At 34.5% G+C, this 24,142-nt stretch carries 18 protein-coding genes and 1 tRNA gene; 17 read left to right on the top strand and 2 right to left on the bottom strand.

The genetic code is table 11. From position 1 onward, the window contains the following. Positions 1-16: 16 nt before the first annotated feature. From mce to GTZ96_RS03270, 3 genes are all read left to right on the top strand, one after another. Positions 17-415, top strand: a complete 399-nt coding sequence (gene mce, locus GTZ96_RS03280; RefSeq protein WP_161641153.1) for a methylmalonyl-CoA epimerase — start codon at positions 17-19, stop codon at positions 413-415. Between the two features lie 140 nt (positions 416-555). Further along, positions 556-629, top strand: a tRNA-Ile gene (locus tag GTZ96_RS03275). Between the two features lie 164 nt (positions 630-793). Beyond that, positions 794-1,006, top strand: a complete 213-nt coding sequence (locus GTZ96_RS03270) for a hypothetical protein (RefSeq protein WP_161641152.1) — start codon at positions 794-796, stop codon at positions 1,004-1,006. A 19-nt stretch (positions 1,007-1,025) separates the two neighbouring features. On the opposite strand, the gene GTZ96_RS03265 is transcribed toward GTZ96_RS03270, so the two are convergent. Beyond that, positions 1,026-1,616: a riboflavin synthase gene (locus tag GTZ96_RS03265; RefSeq protein ID WP_161641151.1), complete on the bottom strand. Its 591-nt coding sequence runs from the start codon at positions 1,614-1,616 to the stop codon at positions 1,026-1,028. A 56-nt stretch (positions 1,617-1,672) separates the two neighbouring features. On the opposite strand from GTZ96_RS03265, the gene pdxA reads away from it, so the two are divergent. From pdxA to accC, 6 genes are all read left to right on the top strand, one after another. After that, the gene (gene pdxA / locus GTZ96_RS03260; protein ID WP_161641150.1) at positions 1,673-2,716 is read left to right on the top strand and encodes a 4-hydroxythreonine-4-phosphate dehydrogenase PdxA; all 1,044 of its coding nucleotides are present in this window, start codon (positions 1,673-1,675) and stop codon (positions 2,714-2,716) included. 90 nt (positions 2,717-2,806) lie between these two features. Then, a complete protein-coding gene (locus GTZ96_RS03255; RefSeq protein ID WP_161641149.1) occupies positions 2,807-3,349 on the top strand; it encodes a YceD family protein in 543 nt (180 codons plus the stop codon). A gap of 9 nt (positions 3,350-3,358) precedes the next feature. Continuing rightward, entirely contained in the window at positions 3,359-3,556 is a 198-nt protein-coding gene (rpmF, locus tag GTZ96_RS03250; protein WP_073242095.1) for a 50S ribosomal protein L32, read from the top strand. Positions 3,557-3,732: 176 nt separating this feature from the next. Further along, complete coding sequence (locus tag GTZ96_RS03245) at positions 3,733-4,731, top strand: beta-ketoacyl-ACP synthase III (RefSeq protein WP_161641148.1); 999 nt, start codon at positions 3,733-3,735, stop codon at positions 4,729-4,731. A 24-nt stretch (positions 4,732-4,755) separates the two neighbouring features. Then, complete coding sequence (gene accB / locus GTZ96_RS03240) at positions 4,756-5,235, top strand: acetyl-CoA carboxylase biotin carboxyl carrier protein (RefSeq protein WP_161641147.1); 480 nt, start codon at positions 4,756-4,758, stop codon at positions 5,233-5,235. A 91-nt stretch (positions 5,236-5,326) separates the two neighbouring features. After that, positions 5,327-6,673: an acetyl-CoA carboxylase biotin carboxylase subunit gene (gene accC, locus GTZ96_RS03235; RefSeq protein WP_161641146.1), complete on the top strand. Its 1,347-nt coding sequence runs from the start codon at positions 5,327-5,329 to the stop codon at positions 6,671-6,673. A 65-nt stretch (positions 6,674-6,738) separates the two neighbouring features. On the opposite strand, the gene GTZ96_RS03230 is transcribed toward accC, so the two are convergent. After that, positions 6,739-8,592, bottom strand: a complete 1,854-nt coding sequence (locus GTZ96_RS03230; protein WP_161641145.1) for a S9 family peptidase — start codon at positions 8,590-8,592, stop codon at positions 6,739-6,741. Positions 8,593-8,835: 243 nt separating this feature from the next. On the opposite strand from GTZ96_RS03230, the gene mtgA reads away from it, so the two are divergent. The 8 genes from mtgA (at position 8,836) to GTZ96_RS03190 (ending at position 24,142) form a co-directional block, all read left to right on the top strand. Beyond that, entirely contained in the window at positions 8,836-9,579 is a 744-nt protein-coding gene (mtgA, locus tag GTZ96_RS03225) for a monofunctional biosynthetic peptidoglycan transglycosylase (RefSeq protein WP_161641144.1), read from the top strand. Further along, on the top strand, positions 9,580-10,530 hold the full coding sequence (locus GTZ96_RS03220; RefSeq protein ID WP_161641143.1) for a lipid A deacylase LpxR family protein: 951 nt from the start codon (positions 9,580-9,582) through the stop codon (positions 10,528-10,530). It abuts the gene before it with no gap. 128 nt (positions 10,531-10,658) lie between these two features. Then, a complete protein-coding gene (locus GTZ96_RS03215) occupies positions 10,659-12,305 on the top strand; it encodes a DUF6377 domain-containing protein (protein WP_161641142.1) in 1,647 nt (548 codons plus the stop codon). A 257-nt stretch (positions 12,306-12,562) separates the two neighbouring features. Continuing rightward, positions 12,563-14,677: a glycoside hydrolase family 97 protein gene (locus GTZ96_RS03210; RefSeq protein ID WP_161641141.1), complete on the top strand. Its 2,115-nt coding sequence runs from the start codon at positions 12,563-12,565 to the stop codon at positions 14,675-14,677. A 725-nt stretch (positions 14,678-15,402) separates the two neighbouring features. Beyond that, positions 15,403-18,360 (top strand): SusC/RagA family TonB-linked outer membrane protein, encoded by a 2,958-nt coding sequence (locus GTZ96_RS03205; RefSeq protein ID WP_235972834.1) that lies wholly within the window; start codon positions 15,403-15,405, stop codon positions 18,358-18,360. 17 nt (positions 18,361-18,377) lie between these two features. Further along, on the top strand, positions 18,378-19,967 hold the full coding sequence (locus GTZ96_RS03200; protein WP_161641140.1) for a RagB/SusD family nutrient uptake outer membrane protein: 1,590 nt from the start codon (positions 18,378-18,380) through the stop codon (positions 19,965-19,967). A gap of 21 nt (positions 19,968-19,988) precedes the next feature. Then, positions 19,989-20,732: a SusE domain-containing protein gene (locus GTZ96_RS03195; RefSeq protein WP_161641139.1), complete on the top strand. Its 744-nt coding sequence runs from the start codon at positions 19,989-19,991 to the stop codon at positions 20,730-20,732. 65 nt (positions 20,733-20,797) lie between these two features. Further along, entirely contained in the window at positions 20,798-24,142 is a 3,345-nt protein-coding gene (locus GTZ96_RS03190) for an alpha-amylase family glycosyl hydrolase (RefSeq protein WP_161641138.1), read from the top strand.

Genomic DNA, 24,142 nt, shown 5'->3' with positions numbered 1-24,142 from the left:
AAAATTTAGAAATGGGATGAAAAAGATTGATCATATAGGAATTGCGGTAAAAGATATTGTTGCATCAAATACTTTGTTCGAAAAATTATTGGGTGTTCCGTCTTATAAACAGGAAGAAGTAGAAAGTGAAGGTGCTTTGACTTCTTTTTTTAGAAGTGATACCAGTAAAATTGAACTTTTGGCAGCAACTAATTCTGAAAGTCCAATTGCTAAATTTTTAGAAAAAAAAGGAGAAGGAATCCATCATATTGCGTTTGAGGTTGAAAATATTCAGGAAGAGGTTCAAAGATTAAAAAAAGAAGGTTTTTTTGTTTTGAATGAGATTCCTAAAAAAGGAGCCGATAATAAGTTGGTTGTTTTTTTGCATCCTAAAAGTACTAATGGTGTTTTGATTGAATTATGTCAAAGTATTTAGCTTATTTTGTTGGAGCTTTATGGTGTTAGTAATCAGTAGGTTTCTGTCGCTAATTTTTTCAATATGAATGATGGTTTGAAAACTAAGTAAAAAAATTTGGAACAACCAAAAAATAGTGGTAATATTGCAGCCTCTTAACTGGTCCTATAGCTCAGCTGGTTAGAGCACCTGACTCATAATCAGGTGGTCCCTGGTTCGAGCCCAGGTGGGACCACAATCGACGAAAACCCTTTAAAATTAACGTTTTAAAGGGTTTTTCTTTTGTGTGAAATTCATCTAAATGGTATACCTTTGTTCTTTTGATGTTTGGTTTGTGCTAATTTGATGTTTTAAGTTGGTATCAATTAAGTTGTTTTTAAATGAGGTTTCTTTTAATTTATGAGAAAAATATTAAATAAATATAGTTATTGTGTTTTTTTCTTCTTTGTGGGAGGTTTTGTGGTTTTAGCGGATCCTCCTGTTGATCCTCCTTTTCCTGTAGATCCTCCTCCTGAATTTCCAATAGATGGTTGGCTTGTAATATTGTTTGGTGCTGCCTTGTTGTTGGGTTTTTATAAAATTTATATGTTAAAAAAGAAACACTCGATATAATCGGGCGTTTCTTTTGTTTTTAAATTTTGTTAGCATATAGCTTAGAAACGTATTTGCCGATAACATCAAATTCTAGATTAATTTTTGACCCTATTTTAAAATTTTTAAAATTAGTGTGTTCGTGAGTGTAGGGGATAATCGCTACGCTAAATTGATTTTTCTTAGAGTTTACCACGGTTAGGCTTACTCCGTTTATAGTTATAGATCCTTTTTCGATAGTTAGGTTGTTTAGTTTGTCATCGTATTCAAAGGTGTAAAGCCAACTTCCGTTAGTTTCTGAGATTGCGATACAGGTTCCTATTTGGTCAACGTGGCCTTGAACAATATGACCGTCTAAACGGTCTCCTAATTTCATGGCTCTTTCTAGATTAACTAGGTCTTTTTCTTGCCATTCTCCTAAATTTGTTTTTTTTATGGTCTCGTCAATAGCGGTTACAGTGTATGTGGTGTCATTTATAGCTACTACGGTTAAGCAAATTCCGTTATGTGCTACACTTTGGTCTATTTTGAGTTCGCTTGTAATCGAAGAGTTGACCGTTATATGGATATTGTCTTTTTCTTTTTTTATTTCTTGGATGGTTCCAAGGGTTTCTATGATTCCTGTAAACATTCTTGTTTTATTTTACTAAATTTGCACTTCAAAATTAGCAATAAAAACTTGTGGATATGATTAAAAAAGCAGAAAATATTATCGTTGGAATTTCTATTGGAGATTTAAATGGTATTGGAAGCGAGGTTATTCTAAAGACATTCGAAGATCCTCGAATGTTAGAGCTGTGTACGCCAGTTATTTTTGCTAATGTAAAGATTTTGTCTTTCATAAAAAGAAATTTAGATTCGGCAGTTGTTCTTCATGGTATAGATAAAATAGACCAAGTTATTATTGGAAAGATCAATGTGTTGAATGTGTGGAAAGAAGGTGTTGATTTGAATCTGGGTGTAAATGATGACAAGGTAGGGGAGTATGCTATTAAGTCTTTTGTTGCTGCTACAAAAGCTTTGAAAGAAGGATTGGTGGATGTTTTAGTGACGGCGCCAATAAATAAATACAATATACAGTCGGAAGATTTTAAATTTCCTGGGCATACAGATTATTTAGATCAGGAATTAGAAGGTGATGCTTTGATGTTTATGGTGCAGGACAGTTTGCGAGTAGGTTTGTTGACGGATCATGTGCCTATTAATGAAGTGGCTTCTCGATTGACGGAAGATTTGATTGTTAAGAAAATAGAAACAGTAAAACGTTCTCTAGTTCGTGATTTTAGTATAAGAAATCCAAAAATTGCTGTTTTAGGATTGAATCCGCATTGTGGTGATGGAGGGGTTATAGGAAAAGAAGATGAGGAGTTGATAAAACCGGTTTTGAAAAAAATATTTGATAAAGGAACAATGGTTTTTGGGCCATTTGCTGCTGATGGATTTTTTGGAAGCGGACATTATGAAAAATTTGATGCTGTTATTGCGACTTATCATGATCAGGGATTGGTGCCTTTTAAAACCTTGTCTTTTGGGAAAGGAGTTAATTTTACAGCTGGTTTGAATAAGGTGAGAACTTCGCCAGATCACGGTACGGCTTACGATATTGCGGGTAAAGGAATTGCGGATTTTAATTCGTTTAAAGAAGCGGTATATTTGGCTATAGATGTCTATCGTTCAAGGATTCAGTATGATGAAATGACCGAAAAGCCGCTAAAAGTTAGAGAAAAATAAATGTAAATAAAAAAAGATTAATAACGTTATTGGTTTTATAATAATTTTATATCTTTGCACTCCCGAAGTTACGGGCAAAATTTTGTTGAAATGAATAGGACAAAAGAATTTTTAATTCCTTTCGTAGGGTTAAAGCTGGGAAAACATCATTTTGAGTATCAAATAAATAATGCGTTCTTTGAGAACTTTGAGTATGACGAATTTCAAAATTCGGATATCAAAGTGACTGTAGTTTTAGATAAGAAAAGCAATATGCTTGAGTTAGAGTTTAAGCACAAAGGGACGGTTAATGTTCCTTGCGACTTGACGGGTGAGGATTTCGATTTGCCAATTAAAGGTAAAATGAAATTGATAGTTCGTTTTGGGGAAGTGTTTAATAATGATAACGAAGAGTTATTGATTTTGCCTTTCGGCGAATTTGAAATAGATATAATACAATATATTTATGAGATGATTGCGCTTTCGGTGCCTTTAAAACGAGTTCATCCAGGGGTTAAAGACGGAAGTTTAAAGACGGAAGTTTTAGATAAACTGAATGAATTGCAAGTCAAAGAAGTAGATGAAAAAGAGAATAAAGAAGAGAATATAGACCCGCGTTGGGACAAATTAAAGCAACTATTAACGGATAAATAATATAGTAAAATGGCACATCCTAAAAGAAAAATCTCGAAAACAAGAAGAGATAAGAGAAGAACACATTATAAAGCTACAGTAGCACAAATCGCTACTTGTCCTATTACAGGAGAGGCGCATTTGTACCACAGAGCTTACTGGCATGAAGGGAAAATGTACTATAGAGGACAAGTGGTTATTGATAAGTCAGAAGCTACTTTCGCATAATACGTTTTTATAGATAATACGAGAACTCTCACAGTATGTGAGAGTTTTTTGTTGTTTGTAATTTCTGCTAAATAAGAAGTTTTTAAAGATAAAGGGTTTAGATTTTTTTTGTATTTTTAACCCCTTTTTAAACGTTTCCTTTTGTGTCGATATAAAAGGGAAAATATTCGAATAAAATGAATAAAATTACGGCCGCAATTACTGCAGTTGGAGCTTATGTTCCAGATTTTGTGCTTTCAAACCAGGTTCTTGAAACAATGGTGGACACAAACGACGAATGGATTACTTCGCGTACAGGAATAAAAGAAAGAAGGATTTTGAAAGATGCTGATAAAGGAACCTCTTATTTAGCAATAAAAGCAGCTGAAGATTTAATCGCTAAAGCCAATTTAAATCCCTTAGAAATTGATTTGGTTTTAATGGCAACAGCCACACCAGATATGCAAGTTTCAGCAACAGGAGCTTATGTTGCAACCCAAATAGGTGCTACAAATGCCTTTGCTTACGATTTACAAGCCGCTTGTTCCAGTTTTTTATACGGAATGTCTACAGCAGCAGCATACATTGAATCAGGAAGATATAAAAAAGTATTATTAATAGGTGCCGATAAAATGTCATCTATTGTTGATTATACTGATAGAACTACATGTATCATTTTTGGAGATGGTGCAGGAGCAGTTTTATTCGAACCTAATTTTGAAGGTTTAGGATTGCAGGATGAATATTTAAGAAGCGATGGTATAGGTCGTGATTTCTTGAAAATTGATGCTGGAGGATCACTTCATCCTACAACTATTCAGACTGTAGAGGAAAAAAGACACAATATTAGACAAGATGGGAAAACAGTATTTAAGTATGCTGTAACCAATATGGCTGATGCAAGTGAGCAAATCCTTAAAAGGAACAATCTGACTAACGAAGATATTAACTATTTAGTTCCTCATCAGGCAAATAAGCGTATCATTGATGCTACTGCAAGCCGAATGAATTTAGAGGAATCTAAGGTTCTAATGAATATTGAAAGATATGGAAATACCACATCAGCAACCTTGCCTCTAGTTTTAAATGATTTTGAACATTTGTTTAAAAAAGGAGATACTATTATTTTTGCTGCATTTGGAGGAGGATTCACTTGGGGGTCTATTTATCTAAAATGGGCATACAACAAAAAATAAATTTAAACTAAAATCACAAATATTATGGATTTAAAAGAAATTCAGAACCTAATCAAATTTGTATCCAATTCTGGTGTTGCCGAGGTAAAGTTAGAAATGGATGATGTTAAAATTACCATTAGAACAACCTTGGAAAGCAGTGCTCCAGAGCCAACTTATGTGCAACAAATGCCAGCTCAAGCACCAGCACAACAAATTATAGCAGCGGCTCCAGTTGCAGCAGCTACACCAGTTGCAGCAGCACCAGTAGTTGAGGACTCAAAATTCATTACTATAAAATCGCCAATGATTGGTACTTTCTATAGAAAACCTTCTCCAGACAAACCAATGTTTGTTGAAGTAGGTACTACTATTTCTAAAGGAGATGTACTTTGTGTTGTTGAAGCAATGAAATTATTTAACGAAATTGAATCTGAAATTTCTGGAAAAATCGTTAAAATATTAGTTGATGATATGTCACCAGTTGAATTTGATCAACCATTATTCTTAGTAGATCCATCATAAAAAGTTAGAAGTTAGAAGTTAGGAGTTAGAAGTTTTTCTTTCTTTTTAATTGTCTAATTGACACCTTGTCTAATTATCTAATTTAAAAAATATGTTTAAAAAAATATTAATTGCAAATAGGGGGGAAATTGCACTTCGTGTAATTAGAACTTGTAAAGAAATGGGCATTAAGACAGTAGCAGTTTATTCTACTGCCGATGCAGAAAGTTTACACGTAAAGTTTGCTGATGAAGCTGTTTGTATCGGACCTGCGCCAAGTAACCTTTCTTATTTGAAAATGTCAAATATTATTGCTGCAGCCGAAATTACAAATGCTGACGCAATTCATCCAGGATACGGATTCCTTTCTGAAAATTCTAAATTTTCAAAAATCTGTCAAGAACACGGTATAAAGTTCATTGGAGCTGCACCTGAAATGATTGACAGAATGGGAGATAAAGCTTCTGCAAAATCAACTATGATTGAAGCGGGTGTTCCTTGTGTTCCCGGTTCAGTTGGGATTCTAGAATCTTATGAACAAGCTTTAGAACTTTCTAGAGAATTCGGTTTTCCTGTAATGTTAAAAGCTACCGCTGGTGGTGGAGGTAAAGGAATGCGTGCTGTTTGGAAAGAAGAAGATTTGCTAAAAGCTTGGGAAGGTGCTCGTCAAGAGTCAGCTGCTGCTTTTGGTAATGATGGTATGTATCTTGAAAAATTAATTGAGGAACCACGTCATATCGAAATCCAAGTAGTAGGTGATGCTTACGGAAAAGCTTGTCATCTTTCTGAAAGAGACTGCTCAGTACAAAGACGTCATCAAAAATTAACTGAAGAAACTCCTTCGCCATTTATGACTGACGAATTACGTCAGAAAATGGGTGAAGCAGCAGTAAAAGCAGCCGAATATATTAAATATGAAGGTGCTGGAACGGTTGAGTTTTTAGTGGACAAACACCGTAATTTCTATTTTATGGAAATGAATACGCGTATCCAAGTTGAACATCCTATTACAGAGCAGGTTATTGATTACGATTTAATTCGTGAGCAAATTATGGTAGCAGCTGGAATTCCAATTTCAGGAAAAAACTATTTACCACAATTACACGCTATCGAATGTCGTATCAATGCCGAAGATCCTTATAATGATTTTAGACCTTCGCCAGGAAAAATTACTACATTACACATGCCAGGTGGTCATGGTGTACGTTTAGATACTCACGTGTATTCGGGCTATACTATTCCACCAAATTACGATTCGATGATTGCTAAATTGATTACTACTGCTCAATCTCGCGAAGAAGCAATTAGTAAAATGAGAAGAGCATTAGACGAATTTGTAATTGAAGGAATTAAAACAACAATCCCTTTCCACAGACAATTAATGGATGATCCTCGTTATATAGCGGGTGATTATACGACTGCTTTTATGGATACTTTCAAAATGAACGAACCAGAATAAAAGTTTATATTTAATTCAAACCTCACTGAAAAGTGAGGTTTTTTTTGTTTCTATTTGGTTTGGGATTATACCGTTTCCTTCAACCATTTAAAAAACTCTCTTTGCCATACTTGTGCATTTTGAGCTTGCAATACCCAATGATTTTCTTCTGGAAAATAGAGAAAACGACTTTTAATTCCGCGCAGTTGAGCCGCTTGAAAAGCTTCTTGTGCCTGACCGATGGGTACCCGAAAATCTTTTCCACCTTGGATAATTAAGATGGGGGTATTCCACTTTTCTACAAAATTCATCGGGTTGAATTGAGTATATGCTTTTTGCGCAACGGCATTGTCTTTTTCCCAATACCCACCGCCAAAATCCCAGTTGTTGAAAAACACTTCTTCGGTAGTTCCAAACATACTTTGTGTGTTGAAAACACCATCATGTGCAATAAAAGTTTTAAAACGATTATTGTGAATTCCAGCTAAATAATACACCGAATAACCGCCATAGCTAGCGCCAATACAGCCCAAACGATTGGTGTCTACATAACTTTCCTGAGATATATTATCAATAGCAGAAAGATAATCGTCCATCACTTGTCCGCCCCAATCTTTGCTGATTTGTTCGTTCCATTCCACTCCATGACCTGGCATTCCACGACGATTAGGTGCTACAATAATGTAATCATTGGCAGCCATTAATTGGAAATTCCATCTATAAGAATAAAACTGACTCAATGCACTTTGTGGACCACCTTGGCAGTATAATAAGGTGGGGTATTTTTTTGAAGAATCAAAATTAGGTGGAAAAATAACCCAAACCAGCATTTTTTTGCCATCGGTGGTGGTTACATATCTTTTTTCGGCGTTGCTTAAAGCTAAAGATTGATAGATTTCAGAATTGATATTGGTTAATTGTTGCCAATGTTTTTCAACTAAATCATAAGAAAAAATTTCTGCAGCATGGTTAGTATCTTCTCTTGTTACTATGATTTTTGTATCATTAAAACCAATCAAATTTGTAATATCAAAATAGCCATTTGTAATTTGTTGTACCAGAGGCTGCATCTTTGTAAGTCCGGGAAAATGAACTTCAAATAGCTGTTTGGTGCCATCAATTGGTGCGATAAAATATATTTTTTGGCTGTCTTCACTCCAAAGAAAACTATCCACAGTTCCGTCCCAATGGGCAGTTAGGTTAAACTTTATTCCTTGGAAAAGAACAATAATGTCGTTTTTGTCGGCTTCATAACCGTCGTGTTGCATTTGCAACCAAGCCAAAATTCCCGAATTTGAAAATTGTGGAGCAACATCATAACCCACATTTTCTTCGGTAAGATTAGTGGTTTTTGCAGTTTCTAATTCGTACTGAAAAATATTGCTATTGGTAGAAATGGCATATTCAGTCCCAAATTTTTTCTTGGATACATAAAGAATACTCTTGCTGTCTGGTGACCAAATGTAATCTTCATCAGCTCCAAAAGGTTTCTGCGGACAATCAAAAAGTTCATTTTCCATAATGTCCGTTTGCGGAGCATCATCTTTATTCTCTTTATAAAAAACATGGTTAAATTTGCCTTCGTTCCATTTGTCCCAGTGACGGTAATTTAAGGAATCATAGATTTGTACTTCGGCTTTTTCAAGTTCAGGATAGAAATCTTCGCCTAAAACGTTCTGCAATTTCACTTCTTGATGGGAAAGCAGGTATTTGCCATCGGGCGATAGTTTTTTATTGGTTAAAATACTATCGGTGTTTTCAATTTCGGATGGGTTTCCGCCGTCTATTGGAATAAAATAAAATTTAGTATTCTGTTTGTTCTCTTCAATCGAAGGTGTATTTACTTTGTAAACAATATTTTTTTTGTCATTGGATAATCCCAGTGCTGTTATTCGACCTAATTGCCATAGCAAATCGGCTGTCATTTTATTTTGAGTCATTGTCTTTAAGGCTACTATTGTTTTAGGAGTATAAAAATAGTTAATTTAAAATTGCTTATTTCTCTTCTTTCAAGGATAAAAATGATATAAGAGAAAGCAGAATTTTAAACGATTTAGAAATAAGAATAAATTCATTGGATGAATAATTAAAAAAAGTATTTTTACTTCCTATAAAATTCTAATAGATTATAAGTGTTAGAGTTTTTAAAATCTTTTAAAAATAGCATAAAGAGCATACAAAGAATGGCAACAAAAATTACTTCAAATTCAGCAAACAAAAGACCCGTAAAAAAACAATCTCATGGTTTTATAGCTCAATTGAGGATAATTCTATTTAAAATGATTTTGTGGTTTATTGGGCTTTCTTTGTTTTCAGTAGTCTTTTTTAAATTTGTTCCAATTCCATTTACCCCTTTGATGATTATTCGTGCTATAGAAAATAAAGCGGCTGGTAAAGCGGTTTATTTTAGTCATGATTGGGAACCTTTAGACAATATTTCGGTTAATTTACAAAAAGCGGTTATCGCCAGTGAAGACGGTTTGTTTTTAACGCATAATGGTTTTGATTTTAGAGCCATGCAAAAAGCCTATAAAAACAACGAAAGAGGCCGAAGAATAAAAGGAGGAAGTACTATTTCGCAGCAAACGGCTAAAAATGTTTTTTTGTGGCAGGGTCGAAGTTACATTAGGAAAGGTTTAGAGGCTTATTTTACGGTTTTGATTGAGTTGATTTGGGGAAAAGAACGCATTATGGAAGTCTATCTCAATAGTATCGAAATGGGTGATGGAGTCTATGGAGCGCAAGCAGCAGCAGAACATTGGTATCGAAAAGATGCAGCCAATTTAACTAAAAAACAAGCAGCCGGAATTGCAGCTATTTTACCTAATCCTAGAAAATATACGGCAACCAGTTCATCTTCTTCTGTTAATCGAAGAAAAGATAAAATTATGCGTGTCATGCGTACAATTGGGAAAATTGAGTATTAGATGCAGTCAAAAACAGTACTTTTTGTCTATTTGTTGCTGTTGTTTTCAGTTACTCTATCGAGTCAGAATTCCAGTGTTGAAATAGGGATTGTTACCGATAATGATTTGTATACTTCATCTAAAAACGATCAATATTACACCAATGGTTTAGAAGTTTTTTACCGCTATTTGTCTAAGAAAAATAAACCACAGCTTGTAAAAAAAATAAATCAGATCCGATTAGGGCAGTACATATATAGTCCTCGCAGTATTTATAAGAATCAGGAAGAAATGTTCGACAGACCATTTGCGGGTTATCTTTTTGGCGAATTTGGAAATACTAATTTTTATACGAATCAGGCTGTTTTAAAAAAGTATGTCCAAATAGGTTATGTCGGCCCTAATTCTTTTGCGAACGAAGTGCAATCGGAGACGCACCGTTTGTTTCATTATAAGGCTTTTGAAGAATGGGATTACCAAATTAAAAATACCTTGGGATTGCAAACTTATGCAATGTTTGCTAAACCTTTTTTTAGCGGAATAAAGAGCCGAAGAATCGATTTTCAATGGCAATCGGAAGTGAAATTAGGAACGATATTTACTTCTTTGTCAACAGGTTTTGTTACCAGAATTGGGATAAAAAGATTAGTTCTTCTTTCGGATTCCAATTCTTACGGTGGTTCATTAAAAGCAGATGTGAGCCCATTAGAGAGTGAGTTTTACTTTTATATGACACCTTCTTTTAATTATCAAATCTATGATGCCACTATACAAGGAAGTCTTTTTAATGATAATAGTCCTGTGACTTTTGATATTACACCTTTTCGCTTTAATGGAGAAGCAGGTTTGAGATATCGAATAAACAATCTGAATCTTTCTTACGCATTTGTTTACAGAGGAAAAGAATTAAAATCAGATAGAAATATAGGCTATTTTTATGGTTCTGTAGCGGTTTCGTATCTTTTTAGATAATAAAAATAGAGAATACAAATTAAGATTATTTTATCAAATAAGGATTTTTCAGGGTTTAAAAAAAAGTACTTAAATATGGAATGTTTGATAAATTAGTTTTAACTTAACATTAAACTAAAAACTTTACAATGCTTAAATTTTGGACTTCAATCCTTGTTGTTTTTTTTCCATTATTTCTTTTTTCTCAAGTTGAAATAGATTCGTTATTGAATGAATTGGATTCCACTATAGATAAAAGTGAATTTTATCATAATAAGAAAGAAACCGAAATAAATAAACTCCGCAGTCTGCTGAAATTAACGGCTATAAATGTTCAGAAATATGAGATTTATGAAAAATTATATGGAGAATATAAATTTTATCAATCGGATTCGGCTTTAAATTATGCGAGAAAAAGTATGAAAATTGCAACTGAATTAAAAGATTTAGCAAAAATAAATACCTCCAAATTAAACCTAGCTTCCACCATGGGAACTTTAGGGATGTATAAGGAAGCAACTGATATCTTAAATAAAATTAATATCAAATCGACACCTGAAATTAAAGGTGCTTATTTTGGAGCATGTAGCACGCTTTATCTCTCCATGTCTGATTTTGCGGCAACCTCACAAGAAAAAAATGATTACTTAAAATTAACGCAACAATATAGAGATTCGAGTTATCATTTTTATCCTGAAAAATCAGAACCATTTATAATTCATCATTCCAACAAGCTTTTTGAGAATAAAAAATACGACGAAACTATTCGTTTATTAAGTGATTATTTTTCTAAAATTGATAAAAATAATCCTGATAAAGCAGTAGTTGCTTATATTATTTCGCAAGCGTATCAACACAAGAAAGAGTATGAACAAGAAAAAAAATGGTTGATTTTGTCGGCTTTATCTGATTTGCAATTAGAAAAAAAAGAATACATTTCACTCCGTTCTCTGGCTTATATTATGTATGAAGAAGGTGATATCGATCGTGCCTATAAATATATGAAACGTACTCTTGAAGATGCGCTTTTTTGCAATGCCCGTTTAAGAACATTCGAAATTTCAAAGATGATGCCTATCATTAACGAGGCTTATCAAAAACAAAATGATACTAATCGCAAACAGTTAGTTATGTTTTTAGTTAGCGCTAGTATTTTATCGCTGTTTTTGATGGTTGTTTTGTTTTTGTTGTTCAAACAAATGAAAAAATTATCTAAAGCTAAACAGGAAATTAGCTCAACAAACTCTCAATTAATCACGCTTAATAATGAATTACATCTGTTTAACGAAAAGCTGAATGAAACCAATAATACGCTGAAAGAAGCTAATCTTGTAAAAGAAATATACATAGGTCGATACATGGATCAGTGTTCTGTTTATATCAGAAAATTAGATGAATACCGACGAAAATTGAATGTAATTGTAACAAGTGGAAAAACTACCGAATTGGTAAAAATGATTAAGTCAAAAGAATTTATTGAAGAAGAACTAAAAGATTTTTATCATAATTTTGATCAGACTTTCTTGTTACTTTTTCCTAACTTTATTGAAGATTTCAATAATTTGTTGACAGATAATGAGGACATTAAATTGAAACAAGGAGAGTTAATGAATACCGAGTTGCGAATTTTTGCTTTGATTCGTTTAGGAATATCTGACAGTGTGAAAATAGCGGAATTTTTACGCTATTCTCTATCTACAATTTACAATTACAGAACTAAATTAAGAAATAAAGCTTTAGGACCTCGTGATGAGTTTGAGGCAAATGTGATGCGGATAGGATCAATAAATAAGTAATTTACTTTTTTTGCTGCTAGTATCTATTCTCTTTTTGAGGATAGATGTTGATTTTTAAACTACAGATTTACTACTTTTTTGATTTTTAAAAAATGCTATAATTTATTGTAAATCAAGTAATTGAGTTGTTTTTGTGTTGTTTTTGTATTGTTTTTGACTACCATTTTTTATCAATAAAAATTAGTCGGATAAAATCAATATAAATTTGGTTATCGAATGCTTTTATAAGCAATTTATTAATCTATTAATATAACCAAATGAAGAATTTCTATTTATTAACTCTGCTCTTTATTGCATTAGTTAATACAACTATTGCACAACAGTTAAAATCGCCCAATCAAAAATTCCAAATGGAGTTTTCTTTGCAAAGTGATGGAACACCAATTTACAGTTTGAATTACAAAGGAAAAGTTGTTGTAAAACCAAGTAAATTAGGATTAGAATTAAAAAATGATGCGAAATCATTACTGAATGATTTTACAATTACAGATTCAAAGACCAGTACTTTTGATGAAATTTGGAAACCGGTATGGGGCGAAGTAGCCTCTATTCGTAATCATTATAACGAATTAGTGGTAACCTTAAATCAAAAAGTTACCGAAAGGCAATTAATCATTCGTTTTCGTTTGTTTGATGATGGTCTTGGATTTCGTTATGAATTCCCATCACAAAAAAACCTCACTTATTTTGTAATTGAAGAAGAGCGCACACAATTTGCTATGGCAGGAGATCATACTGCTTTTTGGATTCCGGGGGATTATGACACTCAGGAATACGACTACACTACTTCAAAATTATCTGAAATTAGAGGCTTGACTAAAAAAGCAACTACTGAAAATGTATCTCAAAAATCTTTTTCTTTAACAGGTGTACAAACTTCTTTGATGATGAAAACCGCAGATGGATTGTATATCAATTTGCATGAAGCGGCTCTAATCAACTATTCTTGTATGCACTTGAATTTAGATGATAAAAACATGGTTTTTGAATCTTGGTTGACTCCTGATGCTAATGGAGATAAAGGCTATATGCAAGCTCCTTGTTATTCTCCTTGGCGAACCATTATGGTTAGTGATGATGCCAGAGAAATTTTGGCTTCAAAAATGACCTTAAATTTAAATGAGCCATGTAAAATTGAAGACACTTCCTGGATAAAACCGGTTAAATATGTTGGTGTTTGGTGGGAAATGATTACAGGTAAAAGTACTTGGGCTTATACCGATGAATTTCCAACGGTAGAATTAGGAGTAACTGATTATTCTAAAGCGAAGCCAAATGGTAAACATGGAGCGAATACTGCTAATGTGAAAAAATACATTGATTTTGCAGCGACCAATGGATTTGATGCTGTTTTAGTAGAAGGTTGGAATGAAGGTTGGGAAGATTGGTTTGGAAATTCAAAAGATTATGTTTTTGATTTTGTAACTCCTTATCCCGATTTTGATGTAAAAGGAATTCATGAATATGCAAAATCAAAAGGAATAAAAATGATTATGCACCATGAAACTTCAGGTTCTACTCGAAATTATGAGCGCCACATGGATAAAGCGTATCAGTTTATGAAAGACAATGGTTATGATGCTGTAAAAAGTGGTTATGTAGGGCCTATTCTTCCACGTGGTGAGAATCACTATAATCAATGGACTGTAAACCATTATCAATATGCTATTGAAAAAGCAGCCGATTACAAAATTATGGTCAATGCGCACGAAGCGATTCGTCCTACGGGAATTTGTAGAACGTATCCGAATTTGATTGGTAATGAAGCCGCAAGAGGAACCGAATATCAGGCTTTTGGAGGGTCGAAACCAAATCATGTTACTATTTTACCATTCACCCGTTTGATTGGAGGGCCAATGGATTATACGCCAGGTATTTTTGAAATGGATATCAGTAAGATTAACCCAAGTAACACTTCACATTTAAACAGTACTTTGGCAAACCAATTGGCATTGTATGTAACCATGTATAGTCCTTTACAAATGGCTGCCGATTTGCCGGAGCATTACAATCGTTTTGCAGATGCTTTTCAGTTTATTAAGGATGTTGCAGTAGACTGGAGTGATAGCCAATATTTAGAGGCAGAACCAGGTGAATACATTAGTGTTGCCAGAAAAGCCAAAGGAACTAATAATTGGTTTGTTGGGAATGTAAATGGCGAAAAAGCTCGTATTTCAACAATTAAATTTGATTTTCTTGAAAAGGGTAAAAAATATGAAGCCACTATTTATGCTGACGCAAAGGATGCTCATTATAAAACAAATCCGCAGGCTTATAGTATTCGAAAAGTAAAAGTAAATAACAAATCAACATTAGCACAGTTTACTGCTCCTGGTGGCGGTTATGCTGTAAGTGTTATTGAAATTAAATAGATTTCTTTTTAGAAATTCATAAAACACTTTAATAGTAATTAATTCAGTAAAGTTTGGTCATTTGGTTGGTTAGTTAATGTGTTACCAAAATGGTATTTATTATTATGGTGAAGTCCCTTAAAGCAATTTAAGGGGCTTTTTTTATGGTTTTATGTTTTATTTAACGGATATAAATTAATTGTGTTTTGCATATTTCTGTTGAGAAACAGCAGCGTTTCTATTCGTTATTATTTCTATTAGGCTATTTAAATAATCGGTTTTTAGTTTAATTATTTTAAAAACCAAGTTCACATTCATTTTATAGTTTCTTGATGCCCTTTTTTGGAGTAATTTTTCGATTAAAAATTTTTCTAATAGTGTATTTATTAGTAACTTAAATTATGATTTATGTAAATCATGTAATATATAATTGTTAATAATACAATTATTTGATTGTTAAATTGACTATTTGTCAATAGGGTTAAAAATAACTGAGATCCAGTTTTTTTACTACATACTCACTACTTTTTTTAAAGTCAAAATAATGCACAAATACTTGATTTTAAAGGATTTTAAGGTAAAAAAACCACTCGTTTAACTACATTTTTATTGTTGTTAAAATTGAGGGTGTTAAATCCATATAATTTTACATTATCGAAATCGAAATAATGTTTTTTAACGATGACTTTAAAGAGTATATCGATTTTGTAAAACCAAAATTATTAACAACCAAAAACAAAAAAATTATGCTCAAAATGAAAAACAGTATGTATTACATTCTAATATTATGTAACATGCTATTTATTATGCCAAGCCTAGTTGCTCAAACTGCAACTAACAAGATTTCCGGTCTCGTTGTAGATCAAAAAGGAGAACCGCTAATTGGAGCAAGTGTCTTAATTAAGGGGACAAATATTGGCACAATTACAGATGTAAATGGTGCATTTACTTTGCCTTCATCAGCTAACTCTCCGGTATTGATGGTTTCTTTTATCGGATTTATTTCTAAAGAGGTTCCAGCTAATGGGAAAAATCTTCGCATTGTATTGACTGGGGACTCTAATGAATTGAAAGAGGTAGTCGTACAAGTAGGTTATGGTACGGTAAAGAAAAAAGATGCAACGGGTGCAGTAACAGTATTGACAACAAAAGATTTTAATAAAGGACCAGTTACCTCTGCGGATCAAATGATTCAAGGTAAAGTTGCTGGTTTGCAAATCATTAATGGAGGTGGTTCTCCAGGAGAAGGTGCAACAATAAGAATCAGGAGTGGTTCTTCATTGTCTGCTAGTAATGATCCTTTATATGTAATTGACGGTGTTCCGGTTGCAGCTGGTGGTATCAATGGAGGAAGAAACCCATTGTCAACAATCAACCAGAATAATATCGAATCTATTTCGGTATTAAAAGATGCTTCAGCGACTGCTATCTATGGATCTCGTGCTTCGAATGGGGTAATTATTATTACTACCAAAAAAGGTAAAGCAGGCGATATGCAAGTGAGTTATAACGGGAACCTACAGGTATCTGAAATCACTAAAAAAGTTGATGCTCTGACACCTGTCCAATTTAGAGATTTTATTACCGCTCATGGTACGCCAGCACAACAAGCTTTAGTAGGTGCTGCGGACACAGATTGGCAAAATGAGATTTACAGAACAGCTATCGGTACGGATCACAATATCGCTTTAAGTGGAGGTGCTGATAATGTAGTTTACAGGGCTTCTGTTGGGTATGCTAATTTAAATGGAATCTTGAAAAGAGATAACATGCAGAGAACGACTCTTGGAGTTGGTGTAACTGGAAATTTCTTGGACAAACATTTGAAAATTGAATTGAATAATAACACTTCCTTAATTAAAAATAATTACAGTAATCGTGGTGCAATTGGTTCTGCTATTAGTTTTGATCCTACTCAAGTTGTAACAAATGCTGATGGAACTTATTTTCAATGGTATACTACGCCAACGCAAATTAATCAACTAGCAGGTAGAAATCCATTATCGATTATAAATCAACAGAATAATTTTGGAACTTCTTGCCGAAGTATTGGAAATATTCAAACGGAATATAAAATGCACTTCTTACCAGAATTGAAAGCAGTAGCTAATTTTGGTTACGATCACTTAAGCGGAAGATCTTATGGGAATACAGATGCTAATTATCTAAATGGACTTTCAGGTTCTGGATATAATAATTCATATGAAAATACAGGTTCAAGAAATAATAAATTGATGGATTTGTATTTGAACTACAATAAAAAAGTAGAATCAATTAATACGCAAATTGATTTGACTGGAGGTTATTCGTACCAAGATTTTAGAGATATTAATGACGGTTCTTCTTATAATTTTGAAAATAAAATTTCAACACCTGGAGTTCCGGTTCCATCACGTGTCAACTTGCAATCCTTTTTTGCGAGAACAAATATTACCATTGCTGATAAATACTTATTGACTTTGTCTTACAGACGCGACGGTACTTCTAGGTTTACAGAGTCAAATCGTTGGGCAAATTTCCCTGCAGTTGCTGTAGCTTGGAAATTAAATGAAGAAAGTTTCTTAAAAGATGTGTCTAGTGTCTCTACCTTAAAACTCAGAGGAGGTTGGGGTGTAACTGGACAACAAGATATTGGAGTGAGTTACCCATCTATTCCTTTGTATTTAGTGTCTAATAGTCAAGCACAATACCAATTTGGCAATACATTTTACAATACATTCAGACCACAACCCTATAACAGTAATTTGAAATGGGAAGAGACTACTACTCTCAATGCAGGTCTTGATTATGGTTTTTTTAATAATAGAATTAATGGTACTGTTGATTTATATAAAAGAACCACTAAGGATTTATTATTGTACACTCAAAACCCATCTTTCTTTGGATTCTCTAATTATGACAATTATAATGTAGGAACTATAGAAAATAAAGGTATTGAACTATCAGGTGAAGTTATTCCAGTTCGTACGGATGATTTAGAATGGAGAATAGGTGGAAACGTTACTTTTCAAGATTCTAAAATTACTAAGTTAACTACTACTTTGCCAAATACGCCAGGTATTAATGTAGGAGGTTATGAAGGAGCTACAGGAAACACGATTCAAAATCATCAAGTTGGGTATGCGCCAAGTTCGTTTTATGTATATGAGCAAGCTTATGGAGCTGATGGGAAACCAATTGATGGTGTATATATTGACAGAAACAAAGACGGAATCATTACGGAACAAGACAAATACCGTTTTCACAAGCCAGCGGCTGATGTATTTTACGGTTTCAATACAAGTGTAACTTACAAAAATTTTGATTTTGGAATGAACTGGAGAGGATCTTGGGGTAACTATAATTACAATAATGTTGATTCAAGCAAAGGTTCTTATCAAAACATATTATTAAGAGAAACGGATTTATCAAATGGAGTTGCTAATATCTTAGAAACAGGGTTTACTACTCAAGACACTAAAAGATACGAATCGGATTATTACATTCAAGATGCAGCTTTTATTAGATTGGATAATGTTAGCGTAGGATATACTTTTAATCAAAAACCTAATTCTACTTCATTAGTTAAATTAACCTTAGCGGCTCAAAATGTTTTGTTGATTACTAATTACAGTGGATTAGATCCAGAGATTTCTGGAGGTATAGATAATAATTTATATCCAAGACCAATTACTTTCACGTTAGGTTTAAACGTTAATTTCTAATACAAATAACAAGAAAAATGAAAAAGACACAAATAAGATTATTGGGTATTACTTTGTTACTGTTGGTGCTTATATTTCCATCATGTACCAATGATTTAAACCAAGCTCCTGAAAGCACTAATGCGATCCCTGGAGATGAATTTTTTAGCACACCAGAATCCTATAAACAGAATTTAGCTAAATTATATGCGGGATTTGCTACCTCTGGTCAAACTGCCGCTGGTTCTCCAGATATTTCTGGAATAGATGAAGGAGAAAGTCAGTATGTTAGAGGATATTGGTTGTTACAGGAATTGACTACTGATGAGGCGCTTATTGGTTGGAATGACGGAACAATAAAAGATCTTCACTCACAAACCTGGACTTCTTTAGATCGTTTTATAACGGCTGTTTTTGCACGTTACTCTTTCCAAATTGTAAACTGTAATGAATTTTTACGTCAAACTACGGATGAGAAATTAGCGGCAAGAGGTATTGATGCTACTTTGAAAGCAGAAATTGCAACTTACAGAGCAGAAGCCCGTTTTTTAAGAGCAATGACGTATTGGCATTTAATCGATATGTTTGGTGGGGGTTCTTTGGTAACTGAAGATTCTCCTAGTACTTTCTTCTATCCAGAGTATGCTACAAGAGCGGAGTTGTACAAATTTGTTGATGATGAATTAACGGCGATTACTCCATTATTGAAAGCACCAAAAACTAATGAGGCGTATCGTGTGGATCAGGCTGCTGCTTGGATGTTGCAAGCTAAATTGTACATGAATGCAAAAGTATATACTGGTACGGATCATTATGCTGCCGCTGTTCCGTTAATTACAAAAATCATAGGTTCAACGTATTCATTGCACACGAATTACAATCAATTGTTCTTGGCTGATAATGATAAAAATGGTGCTCAAAACGAATTTATTCTTGCAATAGCATTTGACGGTCTTCATACACAAACGTATGGTGGAACTACTTTTTTAACTCACGCCCCAGTAGGCGGTAGTATGAAGGCAGCCGAATTTGGAATCAATGGTGGATGGGCTGGTATTAGAACGACTGCTGCATTTGTTGATAAATTTGATGCGAACACTACAGATACACGTGGACAATTTTATACAGCTGGTCAAACCAAAGAAATTAAAAACATTGGTTCTTTCACAGATGGGTATGCGATTCAAAAATTTAGAAACGTAGATAAAAACGGTGTTCAAGGTTCAGATAAAGCAGGTAATTTCTCAGATGCTGATTTTCCAATTTTTCGTTTGGCAGATGCATATTTAATGTATGCGGAATGTGCTGTAAGAGGCGCAGGCGGAAGTATAGCAACAGCTACTACTTATGTTAATGCATTACGAACAAGAGCAAAAGGTGCTGCAGTAAGTCAAGGAGATTTAACTTTAAATTTTATTCTTGACGAAAGAGCTAGAGAATTACACTGGGAAGGACACAGAAGAACGGATTTAATTCGTTTTGGAAAATTCTCTGGGGGTAGTTATTTATGGCCTTGGAAAGGTGGAGTAGCAGGCGGATCTCCAACACAATCGTACAGAGATTTATTTCCTATTCCTGCTACAGCTTTAGCCTCAAACAATAAATTACAACAAAATCCTGGATACTAATAATTTAAAAAATTAATAAAAATGAAAAATATAACTAAATCAATAATTGCTTTATTTGCGGTAGTTGCCTTGTCTTGCAGCGTAGAGGATGTACAAAACAGACCTGTTATCGAAGGAGTTGACTCTCCAGTATTAACTGCTCCTTCAACTGGTGCAGCTTATGTACTAACAGCTGCAACTGCAACTGCACAAGCAGAACGTTTCACATGGAAATCGGCAAACTACGGTGGGGATGTACAAGTTACGTATGCCGTAGAAATAGATAAAAAAGGAAATGAATTTAAAACTCCACAATCTATAGGGTCAGTAATTTCTGAGAATCAAGTTTCTGTAACTATAGAACAATTAAACAATGCTGCATTGTCATTAAAAGCAACTCCTTTTGCACCGGGTGAATTTGAAGTAAGAGTAAAAGCTAGTGCTGGAGCTTTAGTTCCAATGTATTCTAATATAGTTGGAATTGTTGTTACACCATTTCCATCTTGGCCAAACTGGGGTATCATTGGTGACGCAACACCAACAGGTTGGGGATCTGATACTAATTTGGATTATGATTTAGCTACACAGAAATATTCAATTACAATCCATTTGACAGCAGCACATTTCAAATTTAGATTAAATGATTCTTGGGATGTAAATTATGGTGACGATGGTAATAATGGTACTTTAGAAGCTGGTGGGTCTGATGTTCCAGTTGCTGCTGAGGGTGATTATAAAATTGTGGTAGATTTTACTGCAAAAACGTATACTATTACTAAACTTTAGTAAAATGCAATTAACTAAAAAGGCTACTAGATTTGGTAGCCTTTTTTACCTTTATATTTTTTATCATGAAAAAAAAATATTTATTTAGTTTATTGGTCGGCTTTTTGTCTCTTTTTACTTATTCACAAATAACCATTACGCCTTCTGCGTTTAATGCGACAGACCAAATTACGATTACGGTTTCATTTGCGAGTGCAACTTGTAATACTATGGGAACAAGTCCTGCAAAAGTATATATGCATGCGGGCGTAGGAGATGATACAAATGCTTTTGGGATTGCAGCTGTCGGGAATTGGGGAACAGATGATGGTGTTGGTTTAATGACAAACAACGGAAACGGTACTTGGAGTAAAACTATTACGCCCAGCACTTATTTTGGATTGAATGCAACTCAACAAGCAAATGTAACCAAGCTGGGAATGGTATTCAGAAACGCAGATGGCACACAAACATTGAAACTCGCTCCCAGTTGTTCTGACTTTATTTTTAATGTTGGATTGTTTCAAGTAACATTGACTTCTCCGGCAGCAAATAGTTCGACAATAATCAGTTCTGGAGGGAGTTTGAATATACAAGCTGCCAATACCAATGGAAATGCCAGCTATAATTTGAAATCTAACGGAGTTAGTATTAATAGTGCTTCAAGTATATCTACATATTCTTTTAATCATACTAATATCACGGCTAATCAAAGCTACGAATTGGAAGTAACACAAGGGACTACAACACTCACAAAAAAATTCACCGCAATTGTAAATTCGGGAGTAATTTCTCAGGCTTTACCGGTAGGGGTCGAGGATGGAATAAATTATAATTTGGCTGATGCAACAAGAGCGACTTTGGTTCTTGATGCACCCGGAAAAGATTTTGTTTATGTAGCAGGAAGTTTCAATAACTGGCAACCAGATGCAAACTATGCCATGAAGAAAGATCCTGCAACCGGAAAATTTTGGTTAGAACTTACGGGTTTAACATCGAGTGTGAACAATACGTATCAATATTGGGTTGTAGACGCAACGCCACTTGTGGGTTCGCCAGCTTTAGTGAAAACAGCTGATCCGTATTCGACTTTGGTTTTATCGCCTTTTGATGACCCAGGTATCCCTGCGGCTAATTATCCTAATCTCCCGGTATCTCCCGTTGGGCAAGAAAGAGAAGTGACTGTTCTGCAAACTGGGCAGACAGCTTACTCTTGGAGTGCTGCAACAACTAATTTTGTGAAACCTGAAAAGGAAAAATTGGTGGTTTATGAATTGCTGGTTCGGGATTTTGATGCGCACAAAAATTTTCAAGATGTCATTAATCGCATAGATTATTTTAAAAATTTACATATCAATGCTATCGAATTACTGCCTGTCATGGAATTTGAAGGCAACGAAAGTTGGGGGTATAACACCTCCTTTCACATGGCTTTGGATAAATTTTATGGGACTTCGGAAAAATTAAAAGAGCTCATTGATTTATGCCATCAAAACGGAATTGCAGTAATTCTTGATGTTGCTTTGAATCATGCTTTTGGACGGAATCCTATGAGCCGAATGTGGATGAATGACCCTGATGGCGATGGTTGGGGAAGCCCTTCCTCTGAAAACCCTTACTTTAATACCGTTGCGAAACATTCCTATAGCGTCGGGGAAGATTTTAATCATCAACAACCCAGAACCCAATATTATGTTCATCGCGTAATCAAACATTGGATTGAAGAGTATAAAATTGATGGATTTCGTTGGGATCTAACCAAAGGTTTTACGCAGGAATGTACCGCAAATGACGAAGCCTGTACCAATGGTTACCGGGCGGATCGTGTGGCCGTATTAAAATCCTATGCCGATTATTCCTGGAGTTTAGACCCAACGCATTATACTATTTTCGAACATTTAGGAACCGATGCCGAAGAGCAACAATGGGCGAACTATAGAATCAATGAAACGCCAAGTAAAGGCGTGATGCTGTGGGGAAAAATGGTCAATGAATACAATAACCTTTCAATGGGCTATACTTCGAATATAGCAAGAATGAATAGCAGCAGCAGAGGGTTTACCAAAAACAGATTAATGGGCTATGCAGAAAGTCATGATGAGGAACGTTTGATGTATAAAAATTTACAATTCGGGAACAGCACCAATACTTCCCACAATGTAAAAACCCTAAATACCGCATTATCCAGGATGTCGGCAATTGGAGCCGTTTCTTTATTGATTCCGGGGCCTAAAATGATTTGGCATTTTGGAGAATTAGGTTATGAGGACTCCATATTTACCTGCAATAACGGGATTGTAAACACTCCAACAGATGCTAGTTCGGGCGACTGTAAATTGGATACGAAACCACAAAATCAATGGATAAATAATTGGTTGGATAACGATAACAGATATAAAATTTATGCTGATTGGGCCAAAATAATCAAGCTAAAGACCGAAGAAGCGGTGTTCTCGGGCACGGTAACTATGACAAATTCAAGTTCATTATCCCAAAACATCAAAATCACCAATGCTTCCCTGCCCGATAATACGTTGAAACAGGTTTTGATAATCGCCAATTTTGATGTAACAACCCAAAATGTAGCCACTGGATTTCCTTATGCCGGAGAATGGTTCAATCTTATGGATAACACAACATTGAATGTAACCAATGTAAATGCCCCTATTGCAATTCCAGCCGGTCAATTCAGGATTTATGGCAACAAACCTGCTTTCTCAGCAAATGTTCCATTTGCATTGCCCTCGGATAATTTTACTGTTGAATCTAAATCGGAAACTTGCGTCAACAAAAACAATGGTGAAATAATCATTACAGCCGCCCAGACTTATAATTATGTTGCCCATATTAATGGGGCAAATTACAATTTTACAAATAGCCTGACCGTTCCAAATTTGGCTTCAGGAAGCTATCCGGTTTGTATAACCATTGACGGGAAAACTTTTGAGCAATGCTTTACCGTGACCATCAATAAAGGCACTACTTTAAACGGGAAATCAACATTTTCTTCCGATAAGCTTACAGTAGAGATTACCGAAGGGACGCTTCCTTATCAAGTTTTTCTTAATGGCAGCCCGCAATTTGAAACCGATTCGGCAAATTTTACAGTCCAAGTACAAAAAGGGGATTTGTTGGAAGTAAAGTCGGCTAAGCCCTGTGAAGGAGTTTATACCAAAAGCATTGTCGGCGATTTAGGGAGTATTGTAGGCTATCCGAATCCCACACATGGCCTATTTGAAATCGCAGTGCCAACTTCCGATAAAGAGGTCACTATTGGGTTGTATTCTTTGAGCGGACAATTGGTCTCCAAAGGAACTTACCCTGTACAGAACCAAAAAGTACAGCTCCATTTAGAGAAAGAATCGGCAGGGGTTTATGTACTGAAAGTGTGTTTAGAAAATCCGGTCAGTTTAACAATCATAAAAAGATAA

This window comes from Flavobacterium undicola (assembly GCF_009909155.2).
Taxonomy (GTDB): domain Bacteria; phylum Bacteroidota; class Bacteroidia; order Flavobacteriales; family Flavobacteriaceae; genus Flavobacterium; species Flavobacterium undicola.
Note: the sequence above shows the minus strand (reverse complement) of the source record. Positions and strands in the feature narration are given on the sequence as shown.

Coding starts and splice junctions, on each gene's coding strand:
- GTZ96_RS03195 (WP_161641139.1), top strand. CDS start 19,989: ATGAAAAATATAACTAAATCAATAATTGCTTTATTTGCGGTAGTTGCC.
- accB (WP_161641147.1), top strand. CDS start 4,756: ATGGATTTAAAAGAAATTCAGAACCTAATCAAATTTGTATCCAATTCT.
- pdxA (WP_161641150.1), top strand. CDS start 1,673: ATGATTAAAAAAGCAGAAAATATTATCGTTGGAATTTCTATTGGAGAT.
- GTZ96_RS03210 (WP_161641141.1), top strand. CDS start 12,563: ATGAAGAATTTCTATTTATTAACTCTGCTCTTTATTGCATTAGTTAAT.
- accC (WP_161641146.1), top strand. CDS start 5,327: ATGTTTAAAAAAATATTAATTGCAAATAGGGGGGAAATTGCACTTCGT.
- GTZ96_RS03220 (WP_161641143.1), top strand. CDS start 9,580: ATGCAGTCAAAAACAGTACTTTTTGTCTATTTGTTGCTGTTGTTTTCA.
- mce (WP_161641153.1), top strand. CDS start 17: ATGAAAAAGATTGATCATATAGGAATTGCGGTAAAAGATATTGTTGCA.
- GTZ96_RS03245 (WP_161641148.1), top strand. CDS start 3,733: ATGAATAAAATTACGGCCGCAATTACTGCAGTTGGAGCTTATGTTCCA.
- GTZ96_RS03200 (WP_161641140.1), top strand. CDS start 18,378: ATGAAAAAGACACAAATAAGATTATTGGGTATTACTTTGTTACTGTTG.
- GTZ96_RS03270 (WP_161641152.1), top strand. CDS start 794: ATGAGAAAAATATTAAATAAATATAGTTATTGTGTTTTTTTCTTCTTT.
- GTZ96_RS03215 (WP_161641142.1), top strand. CDS start 10,659: ATGCTTAAATTTTGGACTTCAATCCTTGTTGTTTTTTTTCCATTATTT.
- GTZ96_RS03265 (WP_161641151.1), bottom strand. CDS start 1,616: ATGTTTACAGGAATCATAGAAACCCTTGGAACCATCCAAGAAATAAAA.
- GTZ96_RS03190 (WP_161641138.1), top strand. CDS start 20,798: ATGAAAAAAAAATATTTATTTAGTTTATTGGTCGGCTTTTTGTCTCTT.
- mtgA (WP_161641144.1), top strand. CDS start 8,836: ATGGCAACAAAAATTACTTCAAATTCAGCAAACAAAAGACCCGTAAAA.
- GTZ96_RS03230 (WP_161641145.1), bottom strand. CDS start 8,592: ATGACTCAAAATAAAATGACAGCCGATTTGCTATGGCAATTAGGTCGA.
- GTZ96_RS03255 (WP_161641149.1), top strand. CDS start 2,807: ATGAATAGGACAAAAGAATTTTTAATTCCTTTCGTAGGGTTAAAGCTG.
- rpmF (WP_073242095.1), top strand. CDS start 3,359: ATGGCACATCCTAAAAGAAAAATCTCGAAAACAAGAAGAGATAAGAGA.
- GTZ96_RS03205 (WP_235972834.1), top strand. CDS start 15,403: ATGCTCAAAATGAAAAACAGTATGTATTACATTCTAATATTATGTAAC.